Consider the following 24,644-nt stretch of genomic DNA (forward strand, 5'->3'; position numbering starts at 1 on the left):
AGGTTGATACTTTTGTCTTTTTAAAAACCTAACAGGTTTTTGAAAACCTGTTAGGTTTGTTAAATCATTTAATTAATCAGGACAAGTCTGTGTAGTGATACAATGCCAGGCCATAGAAGTATCACCATCTTTAAGGGTGTACATCTTCATGCACTTATTGGTCGTATCATATACCATCATTCCTTCTACAAAGTTGGCAGGTGCAATACCTACAGGATTACCTCCACTGAAAGCTACGCGGTTTGGCACAAATCCTTTGGTTTTTGACTCTAATGCTAACCATCCACCTTTACGTGTCATAGGCCAATTGTCAATGTCTGTCGCTCCGGCTCTGTTAAGAGAAGTAATTCCTACCCTGGTATCTAATGGAGTACCTGTTGTAATTCCTGGCTTATAGCATCCAGTTTGACAGCCGTTAATAGCTAAATTCTGTGAACTTCCAATGCCTTGCCCTGCTCCTGCGGTGATTGGGATACCATTTGCGTCAACGCAAGAACCGTCTCCACATAAATTTTGATTTAATGCAGCTGAACCTATACCAACTGTAACGGTTCCACCGGCTGTTATCAAATTAGCCGCTACAAAATTAGCGCTGCCTTCTATTGCGTCTAAACATCCATCATTATCAGAGTCCAAATCCAATTCGTTAGAAATACCGTCTCCATCAGGGTCGCAGAATCCTTTTTTAAATCCTGTTCCATGTCCGGTCATATTAGTTGCTCCAACAACCTGTTGCGAAGCAATTACCGTATTACTTGAATTGTTATTCCAAACTACTGTATTAAATGTTGTACCGTTAAAAAGCTCTAGTGGATATAGATTTCCACCTGTGGATTTACTGCCCAGCATTGAAATAGAACCGTTAGGACCGATAATAATTCTGACAATTGGTGTTGTACTATTTCCTGTCATTGACCAAATTTCAGGAATACCTCCAGTACCATACTGTGATCCATCTGCAAATCTGATATTGCGGGTAGCATGACTAGATTGGAAGTCTATCTCGTTGGTTGCCAAATTTACTCCATTGATATTTAAATTGAACGAATTGTCTAACGAGTAAATATCAAATATAAAACCTAGATCTGCTGCCGGAGCATTGAACGTAACCGTATTACCGTTAGCAATACTAAAATCAATACTTGGGTCTAAATCACTGCATTCAAAAACATCCAAAATACCATCATTATCATCATCCATATCACACATATCCGGAATACCATCTCCGTCAGAATCAGGACCGGAGCAAGCCCCTTGCGTTGGCGCTCCACAAAGATCGATCTCTGGGGTGTCAGCAAAGTTATATTCATCCTCCGCAGCATCTGTGCTTGTACCATCTCCCATACTTCCATTAACCCTATGCCCTACATAGCCGTATTTTGGGTTATTCTCTTTTACAATCATTGAAGTATGCCCACCGGTTTCTACGGCAATCACTTTGTCTGTCCAATTCAATTTCCCTATGTTATACGGATTAGCAGAAGGAATACTGCCCGGCATCTCGGTTGGATTTATACTAGTACCTGTTCCTCCAAGCATTTGAGAACCATTATTTCCCCAAGCCCATAGCCTACCGTCTGCCGTGAGTACATTGATGGCAGCTAAAGTAAAATCATGTTCATTTGGACTAATCCAGACCACATTGGTAAGGTAATCACCCGCTGTCGACGATTTTTGTACCTGTACCCAGGTGTTGCTATTTGCCGTACTAAAGTTACCCAACTGTCTGAAGGTTCCTTCTCCCGTACTATAGAGATTGCCGTTGGTACCCAATATATAATAAGTGTTTACGGATGCCCCTATCATTTTTGGGGTTACGCCTGCCGGTATCGTCATTGGTGTGGCAAATGCTCTGTTTGCAGCAGCAGTACCATTCCCCAACCTTGTGTTGGTTCCCCAGGTATATACCTCGCCGGTGGCGGTTAACGCCATCAGTAAGCCTCTACCACTTCCACGTATAGCTACTACGTTGTTGAGCGGTGTAGTTGCATCGGTATGTACCCGATGCCATAGCTTATCGTTTGCAGCGGAACTTGCTGCTCCATCGCTGTATTTATTGACATCTTGCGCCAGTACCCATGCTTCACCAGAACAGGTGGTTAATGCCAAGGTCTGGTAAGCACCAAACAACATTTTGACGTCTTGGGGAGCTACGCCGTCAGGCAAACCGTCTGCTTTTGGCGCACCGCCATTGACTCCATAGGTTCCTACACCTATCTTTTGAAAGGCAGTACTGCTGGTAAGATCTGTATGAATCAAATGAGCTTCACCACCCCAGGCAAATAGCCCGTCTGTGGTTAAAACGACTTGTTGCTCAATATTTTGACTATTGCTTCCTCCGGCAAACTTAAGGATATCACCGGTCAATGCCGGGTAGTTGGTACTATTGACCTCCATAGGTGACAATACGTGACCTGTACCATTGTTTGCCATTCTTTCACCCCACACCATTAGCGCACCGGTAGATGCGTCGCGCATCAAGGTACTGTGGAAAGTGCTTACCATATTGTCGTACTCTATGGTGTTAGGGTCTGAGGTATTTAAAAAGGTATTTGGATTACAGTCACCGGTAACGCAATAGCTTGGCGCAACACCTGCGAAAGTAATATATCTCTGCGTATTATCTGCATTGAAATTATTGCTAAATACCCATTTCCCATTTGTATATGTTCCTGCAACATTTTGTACATTGGTTGTAAATGCGGCATCGTCTGCAACAAGCATCCAAACCGTACTTCCTAAGGAAAAATTAGCTCCATACATCGATAGATCTGCCTCAAAATACAGCGCACCCGGAGTATTTTTACGCTGAGACAGCCATGTTCTCTGAATTCTTTTCCAAGTGTTTCCTCCAATAGTAATATCAACAAGAGGTGTTACCGTCACATTATTATCTCCTAATAAGAAATATGTTTTATCGTTGGTAAATCCTGTACGAGTTGCATCCTGATTTGGATTGACGAAATCGTTTACAGTGGCAACGGTAAGTATCGTTCCTGTATTTACACTTTTTGATACTTTCTGCTCAAAAGCTTCAATATCATCTCTTGATACTCCGAAGATATTGCTATTATAAGCAGTATTAGAAGCTCCATTCCATACTATATTACCGTCTGTGTCCAGATAGTGGTCTGTAGCCACTTGCTCTAATGTAATTCCATATTTAATGGCAAGGTAAGAATCTACTCTTCTGCGTTCTACATTCGATAATGTGCCTGCGCCATACACGATAGTTTCTCCGATGTGCCCTACAAAACCTGCATCGTCACCTCCTGTCAGGGTACCTGCATTTCGGCCAAATATATGCCCTCCAGTTACCGCTCCGATAGCACTATGGTTGGTACCCGGACCAAGCAGTGTGCTTCCATTAACTCCTTTCTTAAGATTAACATCTGTAAAAGTTGTATAGACGATACTTGGTATTCCCACCTCAAAAGGATTCCCTGGGTTAGCCCAATAAGTAGGTCCAGCACCAGTGTTGGTTCTTCTAACTATAGCTCCTCCCGGTTCGAAAGCAGGGGAATCCCAGTTATCACCGCCGAATGTTGTATTATTTCTACCTATATTGAAGAATCTTGTACCAATCATGCCTTCTTTTGTAAGCGTAAAGATGTCATAATTAAGAGAAGTTAAAGTTTGTACAGAAATATTACCTAATGATTGGGTATTTACTGTAAAATTAATTCCAGGATTAAAGTTGAAATAGTTGGACGTTCCCAGTACATACTTTGGTAACGCGTTGGTTCCCAACTGTGCAACGGTAGTTCCGTTCCACATATCCGTCAATCCTGTTACATCTGTTGCAGCTCCTGTATTGGTTGCGTTTTTATCGGCTCTATACCAGTAAGACAAGCCGGTTGCTACACCACCCGGAGCGTTTCCGAAACCTGCGAAGGTAAAGAATTGTCCGTTTGCTAATGTTACATTTACGGTATTATATACCACACCATTTACAGTAACTTCTGTAGTCATTGGGGTAAATGTATCTGTTGGATCAAAAGCTGCGTCGGAAGACTGCACTAAATACAAGTTTTTCACACCTTTTGGCCATGCCACAGTAACAGTTCCTATACTTCCTGAATTTTGAACTTTCCAGATCGATTCAAAACGATAGTTGGTTGATCCGTTTGAACCTGCGGTATAATTCAAAGGTACTGCAAGACTTTGCTTCAAACCGTTATCTCCTGTCATTAAGAATTGAAGATCATTTAGTAAATCTGTGCTGTTTGCAGCATTGCTGTCTGCGAACCCGGTAGTGGAAATTACTAGCTTCTGTCCATTGTTTACACTACCAGACTGTTTCTGATGCAGTAACGTAATATTATCTCTTGCAATACCAAAGATGTTGTTGTTATAGCCAGTATTAATGGTTCTGTCCCAAACTACAGCGCTGGCGGTAGAAAGATAATTTTCATTTAAAGTAACACCATTCTTCACCGCAAGGTATGAGTTTACTCTTGACTGTTCATTCGCTGTTAATGTACGCTTGTACCAAACAACTTCCATAATATCTCCAGGGAATGCACCCGGAGCATCCCAGCCTGCATGGCCTATTCTTAAGTTACGTCCATAAATCTGGAATTTATTGGTACCTGCAAATGGAGTTGTTTGATAAGAACCATTTAAACCCAATATTTTTTCTCCTCCAAGGGAAGCTGAAGTTCCTCCGTTCGCAACAGAGTTATTAGCTATTGCAGAGAAGATATTTGAAATACCGATATTGAATGTGGTTGGAAAATCTGTTGATGTAATGATATTATAATATTCATACTGTCTTGGAGCTCCGTTTGCAATAGAAACTCCTGGTTCTGACGCATATGCTACATCATCATCAATCCCTGTAATACGTCCTGTTCCGTTTGTTGTAGGTCTTACCGCAGAGAAAATAGATGTATTGGTGTTGGCCAGCTCTCCATTGGTAGAATTCATTACTGAAGTAGAATTATAGAAGAATTTTGAAGCAGAATATCCTGTGGTGTACGGATTAAAATTATGACTTCTATCTGCTGCAGAAAGTGTCCATGTTCCTACTGCAGGAATATCATTTGCATTTATAGAATGATCTTTCCACGCTGTGGCAATAGTTCCCGCATCATCTGATTTCACCCAGAAATCAGCCCCGGAAACACCTCCTGCTGCAGCATTTATGACGTTTATTGTCAAATCACTTGTAGTAGAACATGTACTCCCTGTTGTCACTGTCCATCTGAAGGTATAGGTCCCCGGCGTATTAAATCCTGTCACGTTGGTATTGTAGGCTGATGGTGTTGCAATTACCGGATCGGTTGCTCCCACAGGCTTAGATAACAGCGTCCATAAACCGGTAGCTGCCCCTGGATTATTGGCATTGAAAGTTGTTTGGGATGTCCCTATCAATGTTTGAGTAGATCCTGCATTAGCCCCAACCTGTGCTGATACGAACACCGAAAAATTACTTTCTAAGGAAGTTCCGGAACAGACATATTCTTTATCTAAAAACGCTCCGACACTTGGATTATAAGTATCTGCTTTTATTTTAAATACATATTCACCCTGCGTATTCAAGTTGGAAATTGTAGTCGAAGTATTGGTAAATAATGTATTGTTATAAGGTTCAAATACTGGATCTGCTGCACCAGCAGGTTTTGAAACCAATGTTAATCTGTAACGTCCATTAAAATCTTGGAAATAGCTTGTGTTTACTACTCCTTTATAAACTGCAGGTAAGGGAATTGTTGCTGTCACTACACCACTCCCCGGGTAACATACCGTAGTAGTCGGTACGGTTACATCCGGACGGCTTCCATCCGAAATATGAATGTAATAAGTTTGTGTAGCAGAACATGCCCCAGCATTTTCTCTTGTGATGGAAAACTTATACGTTCCTACACGCCATCCTCCCGAGGGCGGTGTTATAGTAGCCGATCTCGTTGCGGTACCTGCTCCTCCGTTTGTTACAACAGGTGCACCTCCTGGAGGAGTAATGCCTGATGAAGCTGCACTTGTATTGATTGTTGTAGGGTTATCTGCAGAATTGACAGTATAATAAAATGTAATGGGGGTAGACTGCCCTGCATACCCGCAATGTACCTCCCCACCTGAATTACCACTATCATAAATCATCATTTGCTCCGGTCTTGAAGGTACCAGAAAATTTACCGGATTAGGAGTTGTTCCAGTGAAAGTATACGTGATTTCCGGTGTTGTGTAGGTTCCGCTGGCATTAGCTACAGTCAAAGTGAACTTGTAGACTCCCACAACATTTGCACCAGTAAAATATATATTATCATCATAAATATTCGAATAGGAAATATTTCCACCTGATGGTTGGCTGATCACATTCATGGTAATAGTTGTACCAAAGTTCCCTGATGAACCTGGGGAGGTAGGATATCCCTTAGAAAATTTAGGGGATGTACTTTGAAGCGCAACGTAATGATTTCCTGTACCCGAAATACATCGTGAGGTAGACACAGTCGGCAATATCTGCGGATTCGGGATAAAACGCACTATAGCAGAATCCTCGTACCAACAGTTTGGATTGTTAGTAGAGGTTATTCTTAGTGTCACTACATAGGCCGGATCAATATCGTGATTGGCTTTATTAATAAGACTGAATGTTGTTGTTGCCGATGTTGTCGAGCTAAACTGTGAGTTTTGGCTAGTTTTTACACTGCTTCGCTCCCATCTGTAAATATTATAGGCACTCCATGATGCGGTATATCCGGCAGGTACAACACCATTCAGTGTAACGGTACCTGTGGTTGCATTAACATTTGTAATATCCGGTCCTGCTGTAAATGTTGAGGAGTCTCCCGGTGCCGTAATGATCACCTGAGAAGTAGCCGAGCCAGAAATACCACAATCTTGTTCTACTTGAAATACATAATTTCCAGGGGATGTTATTCCTGTAACATTGGGGGTTAAGGAATTCACATTACTAATTATGGGATCTGGTGCTCCGGACGGCTTGGAGACAAGTGTCCAGGTTGGGGTTCCTGCACTGCCAGACGAGCCCTGCAAGGTGTAGGATGTGCCACATATTGTGGTGTTCCCTCCTGCGTTCACGATACACTGTGCGTACAGTATCATATTACCCAGAAAGAGCAATAGGAATAAAAAGAGGTTTTGTTTTTTCATGTTTTTGCTTTTAGAATCGTTTTTGCTTGTTTTATCATCATTTTCATATTTTGTATCATTTCATATTTTTTTATATGGTTTTTCTACTAATAAACTTTTCGGCTCCACTATCGTAATTCCAATGGAAAAGAGATCTGTTATAAAAAAATCGTCCAACTGTTTCGTTACACTTCATGTGCAGGATGACAATTGCTTCATATTATTTAGCCCAACACTGTAACATTTGAATCTCAACATTAAGCTGTTTTGACAATTGATAGCCTTCATATGTTGGAAACTTCTGCCATGTCCAGGATATTGATTTCAATACTGGAGATTTCGCATCTAAATTTTTCTCTTTGATTAAGAGGAACAAGATGATATGTTATCATTGAAGGTTTACAAAGGCTGTTGGATGGATACTCCAAGGTTCTGTGTACCTGCAATGAAATAGCCGGTATTTACAGAACCTCCCTTACATAGCTAATATGCCACTTCTTTAGAACAGCTCGATAGTAGCGGCTGTAACCTTGCCCTCTTTGCGGTTAAAAGCAGTATCGCATATCTGTATCATATTCAGGGATCGTCCTCTCACTGTATGAGCTATGAAATCATTTGTGTTGTCTATTGTAAGGAAATTATCGTGGAGATAATCCTTGATTTTGTATAAAATTGTCATTTGTCTAGTTTTTCTTTTTATATATTTGATATTCTAAATCTGCTTATGGAAAGATTACTACTCTAAGCATTCTTGGTGAAATCATCTAAGTTGCTAACAAGCTTAGGGGAACCCTGCAACTTTAACATTAAATACTTAATTCTTTTGATAATAGAAAATTTTAAATTTGTATATAAAATATTTTTTCTCTATTACAATTAAATTGAGTTTTAAGTTTATTTTGTAGTTTATTGACAGTATAAAACAGATGATAAAAGAGAGTTGTGGTGATCTATAAAATCGGTGGTGGACGCTGGAAATTGTGGCCCATATCTAATACCGGAATTACCCTGCATTTATATGAACGAATACCTACAAGGGAAAAAAAGTAAAGAATAAGTATAAAAATACTATTAATAATAACAGCATATAATTTCAAATCATACCGAGTTATAACAGAAAACTTTTTAATTCCTGAAGATCCGGGATTGAAATCTTCTGCACTGTCCAAAGGAATAATTTTAGCTATATCATAATAAGAAAGGTTTTCCATCTTTCTTATTTTCTTCTCGGTTGATTTTGTTTTTACAGACTGAGACGATAACTTTCTTAAGGTCTTCTGCATTTTTTTGGCAGGTGCAATAACAGCATTACCATGTAATATGGTACCCTCGGAAACTATAAATTTAACATCACCATATATATATATATTACCAGAATTATGATCTGAAATTTCAGATGCTTTTGCAAACGATAAAAGTGAAAAAATAAAAGATAAAATAAATAGATAATATCTTCTCCCTAAGTAAGAGGATATTATTATTTTTTTTATGATCATTAGTTCTTTCAAGCTTTGGATATTGATTAGTTGCTAAAATATAATTCATCATATTAATCTGCACCGATTAACCCTCCAAATATTTTATCTTAATGCGGAATATTTTAATCACAGTAAATAAAAGATTATGCAATCACAAACCACATTTATGAATAAATAAATTCATGACAATATTAAGATGAACCCACCTCTCTCACAAAGCTTATACTTGGCGATTTCGGAATTAGTCTAACAACTTCAGAGTTATTATTTTTATTTTACAATAAATCATATATGATTATCAATATCTTATATAAATAAACAATTCACATACCGTCGAATAAAATTTCTAACATGCACATCCAGTAATTGAGATATAATTCTGAATTTATCTAATAACTTTGCAAGTGAAAGCTTGATACACTACACAAAGACTTCTTACCAAATAAATAAACTATTCAATCAATGAAAAAAACATTCTATCTTTTTATTCTATTTTTCTCCTTTTATTTTGTGCTTGGCCAGAACAAACAATATGGTACTACGTCACAGATTGAAGCTATCGACATAAAATTAAAAGAAATTACAAAAGAAATTAATGAACATGCAGGTGACCCAAAACAACAAGAAGAACAGTTATTCCACTTAAAAAGTGCCTCCGACAAATTAAAATATGACCAGGGGATTTTACAGAGTGGCAGTCTTATAATGTTACTATATACAGTACAGGATCGAAATAGAGAATTGATTAAATTAGGCAGTGAACTAAAGAAAGTTGCCCACGGTAAAGAAGACCCTTATGGCTACATCTCTAATATATATCGTAGAAATGCACTTGCATTGGGCTATTTGGGTCTGAACGATGCCAGTATTAAGGATTTTAGAACAGCTATTAAATTTATACAAACTATTAAAAATAAAGATAAGAGACTATATTATCTTTCGCTATGCTATGATAATATCACTGCCTATTATGAGAATGGACAATTCGAGAGTAAATTTGCAGATTCAATACTGTATTTTCGAAAAAAGAGCCTTGATGCGGCAAAACAAATAAGTGACAATAACGGTAATATATCCAATGACTTAAAATACGACCAGATTGCTTTTGGTAGTATGGCTATTGGTATATCGTATCTATCCAAGGAAGATACCAAAGAGAATATAGCATTAGCAGAAAAATACCTTTTAGAAGGTTTAAAAATTCATAAGAATGAAAAATACAATATACCTCCTAAGAATAAAATAATAATGCTGAATCAGGCAAGCTGGTTGTATTCAGAAAAACAAGACTATCAAAAATCTATTCATTATGCGCTACATGCTTTAGAACTGGAAAAAAAATTTCGTAGTCCGTACAGTAGAATGGAATCTTTTGAATTTCTTACAGACTCTTACATAAGTATAGGTGACAAAGAGAAATCAAAATTTTATATGGATAAATATAACTATCTTAAAGATAGCTTAAATACTGTTACAAAAAATAATGCAGATGTTACCATGAAAAACTTGGTAGCACATGAAGTAAATGAGCAGAAGGCCGCTTCAAAGAATTTGCTAACCATTATGGGCATTCTTATAATTATTGCTACCATCATTATAAGTCTGCTCTGGAGAAGAAAAAATAAGAATCTTCACAAGAAATACGAACAGATGATTTCTACAATAAGCAGTAAGAAAGAAAATTCACCCATAAAATCTTCAGAAATCATAAGAAACAAAGAAAATAAAGGTTCCACAGGCATTCCTAACGATACCGCAAAATCATTGCTCCAGAAGTTGGAAAAGTTTGAGGCATCTGAGAAATATCTAAAAAAAGAAGCCAGTTTAACATGGCTTGCTAATAATCTCAATACCAATACCAAATACCTTTCTGAAATTATCAAGATTGAACGAGGTAAAAATTTTTCAAATTACATTAACGGATTGCGAATCAATTATATTGTTGATAAGCTTTACAATAATCCCAAATACAGAGAATACAAAATAAGCCACCTCATTGAAGAAAGCGGATTTGTCACGCACAAGGTTTTTGTCGCTGCTTTTAAAAACGAACACGGCGTAACGCCATCCTATTTCATTGAAAAGTTGAAGCAAGATGAAAGAAATTTATCTATTTAATAGCGGAAGAAACTATCTTTTTATTATGACCAGAAATTTTACAGGCCTGATACACTTCAAAGAATACAGAATCATTTTACAGAGCTGACCCATAAAATATCTTCATTTATTTATAAAAGAGAATTTATGAAGGAAGTTATACCTTATAATTGGTGGGAAGTGGTTTATCCTTACAAGAGAAACCTGTGTATTTTTAACCAATAATAAAAGGGTAATGGATTTTGAAGATTATTACCTGCACACTCTTTTACCGGCTGAATCATTTTTCCAGACAGTACTCCTCAATACAGCCTTTAGTGATATTATTGTGAATGATGATAAAAGAGCAGTCATTGAAAAAACTTTTTTTAGTAAAGACCAATATGCTGACAACTTCATCGAAACTCTGAAATCCTCCAATAACCTTTTCATTAGAAAAATAGATGATAAAACAAATAAAAATATTCTAAAATATATTAATGACACTTATCTTCTTCCTTTACCTGAAATTAATGAAGTTGAAAGAGAACTTAAGAGAAATGATCACGACGACAAATGGTCATAAGAAAGCTTTGTACACTTGTAAATAAATTAGGAACTGTACACAAAATATTTTCATATGAATAATTAAAATAAAAATTGATGCTGATCAAAGAGGAGCTTTTGATGAACTGTGGAGCTAAAATTGTAAATTTTACAAAGGGAAAATATGTATTTAAAGAAAATGATGACGTAATCTCTTATTTTCAAATTTCAACAGGAACTGTGAAGATTGTCAGTGAGAAAAAAGCGGGTCGTGAATTTATTCACAACATTTCTATTCAAGGTGATTGTCTAGGAGCACTTTTCCTGTTCTTAAAACATCCATATTCTGTAAGTGCCATTGCAATGGAGAATTCTAGGATAATCAAATTGGAAAAATTGGGCTTTGATTTAATGCTAAAAGATAATCCCAAAATACTGTTAGATTTATACAAATATACCGCAGAAAATATGCATTATACCTACCTGATGAAAGGATTTGCATCAGAAAGCCCGTCCGAAAAAATAATGAATCTATTCAATTACTTAAAAAAATCAAAACCTCCGACTGATTCTTTTCAAGTATTTCTCACCAGACAGCAAATTGCATCACTAACAGGATTAAGAGTGGAAACTGTTATAAGAACAATTAAAAAACTGCAAAATCTAGGAATACTCTTGGTTATCAATCGCAAAATATTTTATTAGTCTATATATTACTACTATTTTATAATTGGTAACCAAACAATACATAAAATATTTGAGAAAACACATCAATGCAGCGCCCTCTGTCAATTTACCTCACAACAGGTAGAGCAAAAACACCACCTACTTTTAAACACCTGAATAAGCTTGTCAATATCAAATAGAGGATTATCTAATTCTATTATCTTTTCTAAATTCCCACCAAATTTTTCGAGATCTCTTCGTTTATGGTTCAAGAACGAAACAGCCAAATAAACAGTTATTATTCCAACAGTAATTAATAGTTAGCTTTCAGCAGATTAAGACTTTCATTACAAAAGTGCTGATTTCAAAGAACTCATGATTCTACGATAAAACATATAATAACTGAAAATTAATTAATTAAAATTACAAACCATAGAGATTTGAAAATTTAGGATTCGATGACCTAGCAGGATCCGAACATCAAAATTTAGAGAGAAAGCAGATTTCTATTCCTTTAAATTGTATGATTTATACAAAAATAAATAAGAAGTAAGTGTATCGCAACTAGATGATGTGGGTTAAGAATCGTTTAAACGAAAACCCTTCCTGATAGAGATACAGAAAAATTTCATAAAAAAGACCGTTTTCACGAGTTGTGAGACGGCCTCTAAAATTTCTAAGAACGACGAAAAATGCCGGGTACTAAGCAAGATATTTATTAAAAAACGGAACTATCTCTTCCAATGCTCTTTTCGTAGCTTCTTCTCCATCATATAAATCATAATGGCTTGCTCCCTGAACAACCTGAATGCTCTTTTGCTTTGATGCCGACTTTTTAAACAGCTCAAAACCATCCCTGTATGAGCCAAAAGCGCCTACTTTATCACCAATCACTATATGAAGTGGCTGTGTAAGCAATAAGTCAGCTAAATGGAAAGCATCAAAAGCCATTGCTTTGTCCAAACTATCCACACGTAAATGATTGGGAGAGTTCGGATGCTGTCCTCTTGGTGTCTGATAGTAGTCTACAGCTTCAATGATGTCAACATCGTTCATTCCTGCGGCTATTCTGTCTTCCTGTGAATTTGGTCTGTAGACTGTAATAGCAGGTTCAGCTCCTCTTGCCTGAGCGGTGCGTTGCCTTGCAATTCCCTCCAGGGTTTTGATAGCTGCATCAGCTGTAAAATCTCCTTCACGAAGCAAGCGCCCATAGTTTGCACCCACAACCGTTACTACGGCTTTAAAGCGTCTTTCCGTCATTGCAGCATTAACAGCATATCCGCCTCCGCCACAAACTCCCAAAACACCTATTTTTTCTTCATCTACATAATCCAATGTAGTCAGAAAGTCTGTAGCACAACGAAAATCTTCTACACGGATAGCGGGGTCTTCTAAGAACCTTACTTCGCCACCGCTTTCTCCCTGGTTAGAGGCATCAAAAGCCAGCGTAATAAAACCTGCTTCTGCCAATGCTTTTCCATAAATGTTTCCGGCTGTCTGCTCTTTACAACTGCTGATAGGATGCGCACAAACAATCGCCGGATATTTTTTAGTTTCATCAAAGTCTTTAGGGAATTGCAGGATACCTGCTACATCCCAATTTCTGTTTTTGAATTTTACTGCTTTCATTAGAATTTATCTTTAATAAGTTATTGAACAGTACAAAGATATTCTGACTTAGAAGCTCCATCCTTAAAGTAATTACGGGAAGACTTTAACTATTTACTGATTTCGGAAAACACTTGGAGAAATACCTGTTTCCTTTTTGAAAAACGTAGCGAAATAGGAAGGATATTCAAACCCTAAACTAAAAGCTATCTCACTGATGCTTAATGAGGTTGTCCGTAATTTGTTCTTCGCAATCTGTATGAGCAGCTGATGTATATGTTCCTGTGGCGAGCGACCTGTGTAGTGCTTAATGAGGTCGCCAAAATAGTTAGAAGACAGATTAGCTATATCTGAAAAGTAGGAAACTGAGGGCATTTTCAGGGCATTCTGTTCATTGTCATAATATGCTTCGAGATTTTTGTAAAAATCAGATACAGTAGTATTGTATAATTCCTCTCGTGTATCAAACTGCCTGCTGTAAAATTTTTGGATATAGGAAAGAATAAGCGAAGCATAAGAAATTACAATATCTTTTGAAAAATTCTCATTGCCCTCAAACTCTTTAAGTGCCTTTCGAAAAAGGTCGGTAATGGTTTTCTCTTCTTCTTTCGTGATAAAAAGTCCTTCGTGATTGCCGTAATAAGTAAAACTGTATTCTTTGGCAATCTTCCTGAATAGTCCAGCATCAATCAAAATATGATACCCTGAAATTTGATGCTCTATATCCCATTGCAAAAAATCTCCGGGTTGGTCGAGATAGACAAAGGCATCCGCCTGGTCGAATATTGTCTGACCAAAATTCTTGTCTTTATCAAAGTTTAACTTGATTGCCAAAAAATAGAAGTCAAGCTCAATAGGAGCCGATTTTCTACGCATCTCCTTTTGCTTATGATATTCAACCAAATGGATGTGATTGTTCTTAAAACCGCTGATATTGGTATATTCAAGAAACTCTTTTATATTGTACCTTTTCTTCAAATGATTATCAATTGTAAAATACAAATTTAAAAATTAAGTGAGTTACAGGCTTTAAACTTTTACTGAAATATTTTTGATTTTTACAGATACATACAAATATTCAATGTGTAATAAAACAAGGCTTTTCAACGTTAGCTAAAGCACAAATCTACTTTCTATTCTATTTTAAACTTCTTTCGGTTATATTCCGTATTACTTCCAGCCTTTTTTAACAGCCATTATTAAGAGCTTAGCGAATTGACTTTGAAAATCCCTCTTGAACGTCGCCGAGTTATAAATCAGGGACATTATGATTTTTGTAATACTTGTTTAATTTGGCTCAGTCGAACCAAATCATCAATAAAAGTGTTTGAAGATACGCTCGTCTTGGTCACATTAAAGGATTATTTAATTCTACAATTCTTTCTAAATCTTCCACTAAATGTTTCGATATCTCTTCGTTTATGTGTACAAAAAACCTCTGAAATCATTTGATTTTCAGAGGTTTTTGATTTAAAAATTATACTCATTGAAATATTGCATTAGATACCATAATACACAATAGTAACTGATCCCTGAGTTATTCTAAAAACCCTGGTATAACTTGCTGTAACTGTAACAACATCTCCAACATTAAAAAACTGAGTTCCTGCCAGGTTATGTCCTATATATTGCGTTCCATCCATATGTCCCGAAACATTAACTGAAAATGAAGAACCGTTTTTAAAAATCGATGTGGTAGCACTCCCCCCTGAGGGGTTGTTCATGGAGGTATCATATTTTACAAACACTGAAAAATTATAATATCCTGCTTTATTTATGGTAAAAGAACCATTATTATAGGTCATATTGGCTACATTATTTTTATTGATCGTAAAAGCAACTGTATAATCAGTATTTGCTGCCTGATTAGCAGATGTATTAGCTAAACCTATCGTAGAAATAGCAGGTATATTCAGGTTGCTTGCATCTGTCAAAAAGCCGTTGGAATCCGTGCCTAATACTCCAATATTTTTGTATTTTTCAAGCCGTACTCCACCGTCATCTTCCACTCGCATTAATTCTTTATTTGTATTGTCATTAACCTCAAGGGCTTTGGTTGCACTAGAATTACCTTTGCTGACAACATCAAGCGCTGCACTAGGAGAAGAGGTATTAATACCAGTTTGTGAATATGCTTTTATAAAAGCAAATAGGATAGCTAATAATAAAAATTTTTTTTTCATAAAAATCGGATTTTAAATAATTCCGGTCAAAAGTATGTCCAAACCAGTCTTCAGTTCAAAATCACAAGTACATCAAAAATACATCATCATAATAACAGGTTGAAAATCAAAAGAGAAAAAATATAAAAAAGAAAAAAAATTCTACATATCCGATCTAAAGCTTAATGTTAACAACGATTCCACCTCACAAAAATGCACCCCCGTTATAAGAAGCTTTTACCTACTTTTGAATTATCTAACCTTTATTTTCAGTATAATCTGATTATTTTGAAATTGCCGGCAGAAAAATTCAGTCTCTAAAAATAACTGATTAAGAAAAACAATGTAGTGTGAGGATCATTTATCTGAACTATGTCTGTGAAAGGAGACTCAATAAAAATTATAAAAAAGAGTCCGTTACCAACTCATGAAAACGGACTCTTAATAATCAGAATTAATTGTGACTGAATACTATCAGCCTTTCATATTCAATCTTTCCTCCTGCAAGTCCAATAGTCTCAGATGTTTTCTGATGATATTTTCATCCAGTAACAGTTCCTCACGGTTTTTATGGATAAGCCAGCTTCTTTGGGTGTCGAGAATGTCAATATAAATATGTCTGTATTCTTCGTAATTTAAAATAATTTCAGAACTGCTCAACTGGTTTTCATATTTCTGTAACTGATCTTTCAATGCGGGAAAACTGTCTATTTTATCAGCATAATCGCTCCGGATTTTATCAAGCGCTACTTTTGCCAGACTGTTCTGAATGTCGTAATCGATTTCTTTTGCACTTCTTACGAAATCGCGGTCTACCGGCGGAAATTTTTTAAGTAGAAAAGGAAGCGTAAGTCCTTGCAAAAGCAGCGTTACCAGAATCACAATAAATGTAATAAATAGGATCATATTTCTTTGTGGAAACGGAGATCCATCATCTAAAGTCATAGGAATGGAAAGTGCTGCCGCCAGGGAAACTACTCCCCGCATGCCGGTCCACCCAATAATCAGGGGAGTTTGCCAGCCTGGTGACTGTGGATCCGCAACGGTAATAAAATTTCTCATAATTAAGGTAGTAACCAATGCTCCATATCCTGCTAAAATCCTGACAATAATCAAGACTATAGTGACTGCAATTCCATAACCTATCGCAGTATAAATATCTGTGTTACCTAAACCTGAAACAATTTCCGGTAAATCTAACCCGATAAGCATAAAAACAATCCCGTTTAACAGAAAGCAAAGGCTTTCCCAAACTGTTACCGTACGTATCCGGGACGCACTGCTGAGAAAATCATGGCTCCGATAGGAAAGAAACAGCCCTCCGGTTACCACTGCCAGGACTCCTGATGCATGCAGTTGTTCTGCAGCCAGATACATAGAAAACGGAGCAATAAAAGTCAGCAGAATATCTATATTTGAATCGGTAGGTAACATTTTATGGATTTTCAGAAAGACGTACGCTATTACAAGTCCGATCCCCACACCTCCGAAGCACATCCATACAAAACTTCCGGCTGCTTCATGCCAGACAAACTGTCCGGTTGCAGCAGCAATCATAGCAAACCTGAAAATAATCAGAGAAGAAGCATCATTCAGCAAACTTTCCCCTTCCAGAATGGAAGAAAGCCTTTTCGGAACCTTTACAAATTTCAGAATTACTCCGGCACTCACCGCATCAGGTGGAGAAACAATCCCGCCCAATAAAAAACCAAGAGCCAGAGAAAACCCGGGAATAAAATAATTGGCAAAAGCTGCTACAGACAATGCAGTAAAGAAAACCACAACAAAAGCAAAGCTGAAAATAATCCTGCGCCATCTCCAAAGTTCTTTCCATGAGGTTGACCACGCAGCTTCGTATAGCAAAGGAGGTAAAAAAATGATAAATAGTAATTCAGGCTCTATTTTAACAGGCGGCACTCCGGGAATAAAACTGATGACAAGTCCGGCCAATACCAGCAAAACCGGATATGCTACTTTAATCTTATTAGCCAGCATGATCAGCATGGTAATTAAGAAAACCAGGAACAGATAAAATTCAAAGTTTTTAAGCATAGGAAAAATTTAGATACTTAAATATATATTAAATTTTTAAAAACCATACCCATTTTACTTATCGCAGTTTTATCGGAAAACTATTACTTTTTTCTATTATAATGCAGCTGTATCAATCCGGTTTCAAATGTTTTTGCAGTAATATATTCAAGTGCCTGCTCGGGGCGGCCATCTTTAAAAAGCTTTGTTCCGCCGCCTAATAAGACAGGAATCACAGAAATAATAAATTCGTCTATCAGATCATGCTTCAATAATTCATTGATTATTTCAGCACCACCATCACAATATATATTTTTTCCTTCCCTGGATTTTAAATGGTTAACCAATTCTGTTATATCTCCTGTATAGAAAGTCGTTCTGCCCTCTTTCGGCCTTGTTGTTCCTGTGATTACGTAAACATCCCGCTGGCCGTTGTCATAATGAGACGGGCCAATTTCTTTCATTACATAATCATAGGTTTTCCTACCTACAATTACAGTGTCAATTCCGGCAGTAAAGTCCGCATAGCCGTAATCCTCACCTTCTTTTTCAACGATTTTCAGAAAGCTCAGGTCGTCATTGGGCTGGGCTATATAGCCATCTAAGCTCATAGCAATAAAAAGTGATAGTTTTCGCATTGATTTTAGTTTTAATATAGCAGCAAATTTATTTCTACACAACGATCTGCACTTTGTAAAAATGCGACAAATTAAAGCAATGAAGGTGCAAGTCCCGTATTTCGTTTGATTTCATTGGTAAGATGCGAATGATCATAATAGCCGCATTCAAACGCAATTTCCAATAAGCTCCGGTTTTGATCTGAATCTTTAATCAAACTCATAGCATACTGAAACCGGATAATATTTGAATATTCCCTGGGTGATAATCCGATTAGCTTTTTAAAATTCCGTTCCAGCTGCCTTACAGTCGTACAATGTATTTTGGCCAGCTCGTTAATACTTATCTTTCCGTTTACTGAATGTATATGATTAAGCACTTCCTGCAGCCGGATGTTTTTGTTTTTTAATCTATTGGAAAAGAACTGGTTAAAATAATAGAAAGGGTTGTCAGATGTTTTCTCAACACTAAAGGAATGGACTTTATCAAATTCAACAGTGGCATTTGTCAATTCATTTTGTGAGGCATAGCTGTAAAAATTTGAAAAAGTGGCAGGTTTCAGACACACACCTGCTAAATGGGTTTCGCTATCAATACAACTATCTTTAAAAGTATTCATGGCACCCACTACATAAGTCTTTCCATGTTCCATGGTGAATAAGCCATTATCCGTTACACATTGATCTCCCAAATTGATGAGTATACCTGCGCAGCCATCCGGGAAAACCCTTTCCCATTGTCTTTCTATGAGATTTTCTTTCAATTCCCAATAGAAATGGATAAAAGGTTCTAATTCTTTACAAGGTTTTGCTTTTTTGTACTGCATGGCTTATACTATTCGCTCTTTAGGTTATCTGTAAGGATTAGTTAATATTTTTAATAGTATATAATTAAATATACAAAAATATCCCTTTGCAGATGATTCTAAGCCCAATCTTATTCTCCGTTACGGTTTATGTCTTTCATGTCATGGTGACTTCATTTCATAATAAATCCCAGCCTGTAGTCTGGGATTTATTGTTTATAAAACGTTCACATGAAATAACCATGGGATGTCGTTTGGGTTATTTCAATTATCTGAATATTAATTATTTAATTCTTAAAACAATCTGTTATGAAGGGATCTCAAGGCTTCTATCTTATACGCAGATGAAACAAGCAGCGAAATATTATTTTCACTTCCTCCGTAGGAAATCATTCTGATCGGAATATGTTTTACCGCCTCGGAAACAATAGTGGCATACCCGTTGTTGTTTTTTCTGAAATCACCTACGATACAAACGATAGACTGTTCGTTATCAATCTCAACGGCTGAGAAAGATTCCAGTTCTTTCACAATTTCAGAAAGATAATCGGTTTGGTCTATGGTAAGTGAAACAGCTACTTCAGAAGTAGTAATCATATCAATAGGGGTTTTGTAGCGTTCGAAAACTTCGAAAACCTTTCTTAAAAATCCGTAAGCCATCAACATCCGGGAAGACTGAATACGGATTGCCGTAATATTATCCTTTGCTGCTATAGCCACAATCTGATTTTGATTGGTAGTTTCTCCGGAGATCAAAGTTCCGGACGCACTTAAATTCATCGTATCCAGCAATCTTACGGGAACATTATATTTTCTTGCCGGAAAAACACTTTGCGGATGAAGAATTTTAGCTCCAAAATAGGATAATTCGGCAGCTTCGTCAAAACTAAGTCTGGCAATAGATTTTGTATTTTGAACATATCTCGGATCATTATTATGGAATCCGTCAATATCTGTCCAGATCTGGATTTCTTCAACCTGCAGTGCCGCTCCTAATAAAGAGGCTGTATAATCTGAACCTCCTCTTTGTAAATTGTCAATTTCACCTTCAGCATTTCTGCATATATATCCCTGGGTAATAAATAAGGTTTCCTCAGGATATTCTGAAATTTTACGTTCTGCATGTTCTCTGATATAATCAATATCCGGTTCTTTATCTTCATCAATCAGCATGAAATCAAGCGCTGACAATAATACTGACGGAATTTCAATTTCTTTTAAATGTAAATGGAAAAGCGTTGTTGAAATAATTTCTCCCTGTGCCAGAATAACACGCTCCGCACTGGAGTTAAAGTTTTTATTTTTAAACTGATAAAACAGATCAAATATTTTATCAATGAATAGTAATGCTTCTGAAATACCTTCTTCAGTTTTAAATAGCTCATTGACAAATTTTTTGTATTTGTCGTACAGTACATCAATATGTTGGTAAGCGGCTTCAATATCTTTGTTCTCATACAGCTCTGATAATTTTACCAAATCGTTTGTAGTTCCGGAAACAGCTGATAAAACAACAAGGTGTTTATCTGCTACCTGAGATCTGATGATCGGTAATAACTGTTCGATTCTCTCCGGACTTCCTACTGAAGTTCCTCCAAATTTTAATACTTTCATAATAGATATAAATTGTTAAATATTTTCCAAAAAAAAGAGCTTGTCGTGATGACAAGCTCCTGATATATTTTAGTTTCTAACCAAAGGAAAATGACTCACGACGTTCGACGTAAGTTCTGTTTCTTTGCTTTTTTAAGGTTAGATAAAATCATTTTCTTTTTTTGCTGGGCAAATATACGGATTTTTATTAATCTCACAACAAAAATCATTTTATCCGGCATTTATGCAACATTAACCCCGAAAATATGCCCTACCAATGCTGTAATTCCCATCGCAACGGTTCCCCAGAAACAGATTCTTAATACCGCTATCTTAATGCTGGAACCTCCGGCTCTGGCAGAAATTGCCCCCAAAAGCATTAAAAAGATGATTGAAAAACCATATTGGAAATACACCATTTGTTTGAGTGGCGCCAAAAGAGAAACGGTAAAAGGCAGTAAAGCTCCCACAGCAAATGAACCGAATGAAGCCATTGCTGCCAGCAATGGCTTGGCCTGTGTTATTTCATTAATTCCCAGTTCGTCACGGGCATGTGCTCCAAGCGCATCGTGTTCTGTAAGTTCAATAGCTACCTGCATTGCCGTTTCCTGGGTACAGCCTCTTTTTTCATACACTTTGGCCAGTTCTCTAAGCTCTATTTCCGGCATCTCTTCAAGTTCCCGCTTCTCGCGTAGCAAATCTGCTCTTTCTGTATCTTCCTGGGAACTTACAGAAACATATTCACCGGCAGCCATAGACATTGCCCCGGCAATCATACCTGCTAATGCAGCAAGGATAATGATATGACGTTCCGGTTCTGCCGCCGCAACTCCAATGACAATACTTGTGGTGGATAATAATCCGTCATTTGCTCCCAATACAGCTGCCCTAAGCCAGCCTACCCTGTTTACATAATGTTTTTCAAGCTGATGATGCATAAATTTTCTTTTTGGTGGCAGGCTAAAGTTACCCAATATTTCGTCAAGAATCATTTTAAATTATATTCATTCTTACAGGGAAGGCTCCCCAATACAGCATTAATACACTATAAATCAAAACATAACATTACAAAACAGCATCATTCTGTTCAGAAAATCCTATTTTCTTATCTTTGCAGCAATGAATTTATTATATATCAACTGGGATATTAATCCCGAAATCGTCAATATCTTAGGACTTCCCATAAAATATTACGGATTATTATTTCTTACGGGACTTGTTTTATCACTTAATATTTTAAAAAGAATTTATAAAAAAGAAGGCCTTAGTTCACAAGCCCATGAGGCTTTATTCTCCTACGCCCTGATCGGAATTCTGGTGGGTGCAAGACTGGGGCACTGCTTTTTTTACGATTTTGATTATTATTCACAACATCCGCTTGAAATATTTTTACCTATTCAAAAAGGACCGGATGGGGTTTATCATTTCACCGGATTTGCCGGTCTTGCCAGCCATGGCGGCGGTATTGGTCTGGTGATTATGCTTCTCATTTATGCAAGAAAATATTCTATCCCATTCATGACCGTTCTGGACGCCATAGCGATTGTACTTCCGCTGGGTGGTACTTTCATCAGGCTGGCCAATCTCATGAATTCTGAAATTATAGGAATTCCTACTGATGTTCCATGGGCTTTTATCTTCCGTCAGGTTGATGATCTTCCGAGACATCCGGCCCAGCTTTACGAGGCCATCTCTTATTTTATCATTTTCCTCTCTGTTTATTTTATCTACAGGAAGAATATCTTTAAAATCGGAAAAGGGTTTTATTTCGGAATAAGCATTCTGCTGATCTTTATTATGAGAATCCTGATTGAATTTATCAAGGTGGATCAGGTAGAATTCGAACATGGAATGAGCTTAAATATGGGACAGCTTCTGAGTATTCCGTTTGTTCTTCTCGGATTATTCTTTATGATCAAAAGTATACTGGAGAAAGGAAAGGTTAAAACCACTTAATTTCCTTATTCTTTTACCATAAAAGAACTCACTGAAAGTTGTTTTCAGTGAGTTCTTTTTTTAATGGATTTACAAATACTATCTTGTTGTATATCCGCCGTTGGCAAATATGGTCTGCCCCGTAATCCACCAGCCTTCTGTTACCAGGAATTCCACCAGCGGAGCAATATCCTTAATATCGGTAAGCCCTCCCAATGCGGATGCAGACTTATGATAAGCGACAGCATCGTCAGTTTCCTGTCCGTAGAAGAAAGGAGTATCCATCGGACCAGGTGCTACTGCCGTTACAGAGATACCTCTTGCCCCAAATTCTTTGGAAGCCGCTCTTGTAAAATGCTCTACCGGTGCTTTTGCTCCTGCATACGTGGAATACAATCCGGTGTACGCTGCCAGCAATGAAGTAACAATCGTACAGATTTTTCCGTGATCGTTTAGTTTTTTACCCGCTTCCTGTAAAAAGAAATACGCAGATTTCGAGTTTACATTGAACATGGTGTCATATTCAGCTTCCGTCGTTTCAGAAAATGGCTTTTTCAATACCATCCCAACAGTATTGATGGCAATATCCACTCCTCCGAAACGGGAAATAGTTTCATCGAAAAACTTCGTGATATTGTCTACTTTGGTAAGGTCTCCCTGAAATAAGAATGCTTCCGCTCCTAATGCCTGTACCTCAGCCAATGTTTTTTCACTTTCAGCTCTTGAGCTTTCGCTGTTGTAGTGGATAGCCAGCTTTGCTCCTTTTGAGGCAAAATCTCTGCTTAATAATCCTCCTAAGTTTTTACCTCCTCCGGCAATTAAAACCACTTTTCCCTGTACATTTTGTGTTGACATGTTTTTATATTTAAATGTTAATAAAACAAAGGTCAATAATAAAAATGGCCTCAACATGGTGAAATTTTCGGGAATTTTTATTTATTCATTTAAACCGAATAAAAAATGTTTATTATTTTATGTAAACAATAGTTTTTAATAGAATGCTATTTACCAACCAGATACACTTTGGAACACGTCATTTCAGTTAAACACTCCTATATAATTCCCAAACCAGCCTCCATTTTAGGCATAACATTTGATACCTTCCTCCCGTATCACGCACCACCACTTCATTTTTAATATATTTTTTTATAATCCTCAGACTTCTGAGGATTTTTTTATAGTATTATTACAATTTTATGTACTGCTTCACACAGAACACAAGCATTAATTAAAACCATTTCTGATAATCAATCATTTAAAACCTGATTATTCATTTTATTGTTGTATATTTGCATATTAATAAACCAAGTCATTACTTTGTTTTCTGTAACGACCCGAATATTTTTTATTCAGTCTTTGCCTTTTGAGCAGCCATCTTTTTAACTTTTATTCTTCTATTAAAGAACAATACTTGTCGGAATTTTAAAGCTCTGTATGATTGGAAATATCCAAGACAGGAAACATCGGCAGGCTTTATAGGTCTGATACAGACCAGATTGAACCAATTAATTTATAGAAACTAAATACTAAAAATAATTTATGGCAGATTCTTTTTCTAAAAAGGAAAATTTCAAGAAAAAAATTCAAAAGCAAAAAGAAAAGGCGCTAAGACGCGAAGAACGTAAAACGAACAACAACAAAGGGAAGGACATGGAGGATGTATTCATGTACGTGGATGAATTCGGAAGATTAACATCTACTCCCCCTGAACAAAGACAGGAAGTAAATCTTGATGATATTCAGTTGGGTGCAGCACCTATTATTGAAGAAGATCCAAGAAAAACAGGAATTGTTACTTTCCTGAGCGAAAAAGGATATGGTTTCATTACGGAAGATAATTCCAAAGAAAACATCTTCTTCCACAATAACAACTGTGCAGAGCCGGTGAAAAAAGGAAACAAAGTATCTTTCGAAAAAGAGAAATCTCCTAAAGGATTTTCTGCTGTTGAAATTCAGCTTGTTAAATAATATGTACTAAAAGTGATTTTGTTCTGACAACAGATTCATTTTAAACCATACACAAAGAGA

At 36.9% G+C, this 24,644-nt stretch carries 17 protein-coding genes; 5 read left to right on the forward strand and 12 right to left on the reverse strand.

Annotated elements, in window-relative coordinates:
- Positions 1 to 72: 72 nt before the first annotated feature.
- The 3 genes from AB1278_RS17805 to AB1278_RS17815 all read right to left on the reverse strand — a co-directional run bounded on the left by AB1278_RS17805 (position 73) and on the right by AB1278_RS17815 (position 8,606).
- Complete coding sequence (locus AB1278_RS17805; RefSeq protein ID WP_429816135.1) at positions 73 to 7,119, reverse strand: hypothetical protein; 7,047 nt, start codon at positions 7,117 to 7,119, stop codon at positions 73 to 75.
- A 478-nt stretch (positions 7,120 to 7,597) separates the two neighbouring features.
- Positions 7,598 to 7,777, reverse strand: a complete 180-nt coding sequence (locus tag AB1278_RS17810) for a hypothetical protein (RefSeq protein ID WP_429816138.1) — start codon at positions 7,775 to 7,777, stop codon at positions 7,598 to 7,600.
- A 271-nt stretch (positions 7,778 to 8,048) separates the two neighbouring features.
- On the reverse strand, positions 8,049 to 8,606 hold the full coding sequence (locus AB1278_RS17815) for a hypothetical protein (RefSeq protein WP_309995726.1): 558 nt from the start codon (positions 8,604 to 8,606) through the stop codon (positions 8,049 to 8,051).
- A gap of 432 nt (positions 8,607 to 9,038) precedes the next feature.
- Here AB1278_RS17815 and AB1278_RS17820 point away from each other — a divergent pair, with 432 nt between their 5' ends.
- The 3 genes from AB1278_RS17820 to AB1278_RS17830 all read left to right on the forward strand — a co-directional run bounded on the left by AB1278_RS17820 (position 9,039) and on the right by AB1278_RS17830 (position 11,903).
- Positions 9,039 to 10,694 carry a helix-turn-helix domain-containing protein gene (locus AB1278_RS17820; RefSeq protein WP_309995723.1) on the forward strand — a complete coding sequence of 552 codons (1,656 nt, stop codon included), beginning with the start codon at positions 9,039 to 9,041 and terminating at the stop codon, positions 10,692 to 10,694.
- Between the two features lie 148 nt (positions 10,695 to 10,842).
- Positions 10,843 to 11,238 (forward strand): beta-1,6-N-acetylglucosaminyltransferase, encoded by a 396-nt coding sequence (locus AB1278_RS17825; RefSeq protein ID WP_429817392.1) that lies wholly within the window; start codon positions 10,843 to 10,845, stop codon positions 11,236 to 11,238.
- Between the two features lie 77 nt (positions 11,239 to 11,315).
- Positions 11,316 to 11,903 carry a Crp/Fnr family transcriptional regulator gene (locus tag AB1278_RS17830; protein WP_429816141.1) on the forward strand — a complete coding sequence of 196 codons (588 nt, stop codon included), beginning with the start codon at positions 11,316 to 11,318 and terminating at the stop codon, positions 11,901 to 11,903.
- Between the two features lie 663 nt (positions 11,904 to 12,566).
- Here AB1278_RS17830 and AB1278_RS17835 read toward each other — a convergent pair.
- From AB1278_RS17835 to AB1278_RS17870, 8 genes are all read right to left on the reverse strand, one after another.
- Positions 12,567 to 13,493 carry an alpha/beta hydrolase gene (locus AB1278_RS17835; protein WP_429816144.1) on the reverse strand — a complete coding sequence of 309 codons (927 nt, stop codon included), beginning with the start codon at positions 13,491 to 13,493 and terminating at the stop codon, positions 12,567 to 12,569.
- A gap of 93 nt (positions 13,494 to 13,586) precedes the next feature.
- Positions 13,587 to 14,450, reverse strand: coding sequence for a helix-turn-helix domain-containing protein (locus AB1278_RS17840; RefSeq protein ID WP_041461538.1), 864 nt, complete (start codon positions 14,448 to 14,450; stop codon positions 13,587 to 13,589).
- Between the two features lie 521 nt (positions 14,451 to 14,971).
- A complete protein-coding gene (locus tag AB1278_RS17845; protein WP_343643892.1) occupies positions 14,972 to 15,655 on the reverse strand; it encodes a hypothetical protein in 684 nt (227 codons plus the stop codon).
- A 453-nt stretch (positions 15,656 to 16,108) separates the two neighbouring features.
- Entirely contained in the window at positions 16,109 to 17,686 is a 1,578-nt protein-coding gene (locus AB1278_RS17850) for a Na+/H+ antiporter (protein ID WP_429816148.1), read from the reverse strand.
- An 83-nt stretch (positions 17,687 to 17,769) separates the two neighbouring features.
- Positions 17,770 to 18,303 carry a dihydrofolate reductase family protein gene (locus AB1278_RS17855; protein WP_343643888.1) on the reverse strand — a complete coding sequence of 178 codons (534 nt, stop codon included), beginning with the start codon at positions 18,301 to 18,303 and terminating at the stop codon, positions 17,770 to 17,772.
- 71 nt (positions 18,304 to 18,374) lie between these two features.
- Positions 18,375 to 19,109 (reverse strand): helix-turn-helix transcriptional regulator, encoded by a 735-nt coding sequence (locus tag AB1278_RS17860; protein WP_343643887.1) that lies wholly within the window; start codon positions 19,107 to 19,109, stop codon positions 18,375 to 18,377.
- A 273-nt stretch (positions 19,110 to 19,382) separates the two neighbouring features.
- A complete protein-coding gene (locus AB1278_RS17865; RefSeq protein WP_429816151.1) occupies positions 19,383 to 20,702 on the reverse strand; it encodes an aspartate kinase in 1,320 nt (439 codons plus the stop codon).
- 221 nt (positions 20,703 to 20,923) lie between these two features.
- Complete coding sequence (locus AB1278_RS17870) at positions 20,924 to 21,619, reverse strand: VIT1/CCC1 transporter family protein (RefSeq protein WP_137905886.1); 696 nt, start codon at positions 21,617 to 21,619, stop codon at positions 20,924 to 20,926.
- Positions 21,620 to 21,800: 181 nt separating this feature from the next.
- On the opposite strand from AB1278_RS17870, the gene lgt reads away from it, so the two are divergent.
- Positions 21,801 to 22,637 (forward strand): prolipoprotein diacylglyceryl transferase, encoded by an 837-nt coding sequence (gene lgt, locus AB1278_RS17875; RefSeq protein WP_137905887.1) that lies wholly within the window; start codon positions 21,801 to 21,803, stop codon positions 22,635 to 22,637.
- 78 nt (positions 22,638 to 22,715) lie between these two features.
- Here lgt and AB1278_RS17880 read toward each other — a convergent pair whose 3' ends face one another.
- Complete coding sequence (locus tag AB1278_RS17880; protein ID WP_110009175.1) at positions 22,716 to 23,471, reverse strand: SDR family oxidoreductase; 756 nt, start codon at positions 23,469 to 23,471, stop codon at positions 22,716 to 22,718.
- 684 nt (positions 23,472 to 24,155) lie between these two features.
- Between AB1278_RS17880 and AB1278_RS17885 the strand changes: the two genes are divergently transcribed.
- On the forward strand, positions 24,156 to 24,584 hold the full coding sequence (locus AB1278_RS17885) for a cold shock domain-containing protein (protein WP_002981005.1): 429 nt from the start codon (positions 24,156 to 24,158) through the stop codon (positions 24,582 to 24,584).
- Positions 24,585 to 24,644: the final 60 nt, after the last annotated feature.

Origin of the sequence: Chryseobacterium sp. NRRL B-14798 (assembly GCF_050470705.1) — a bacterium.
Lineage (GTDB): Bacteria > Bacteroidota > Bacteroidia > Flavobacteriales > Weeksellaceae > Chryseobacterium > Chryseobacterium cupriresistens.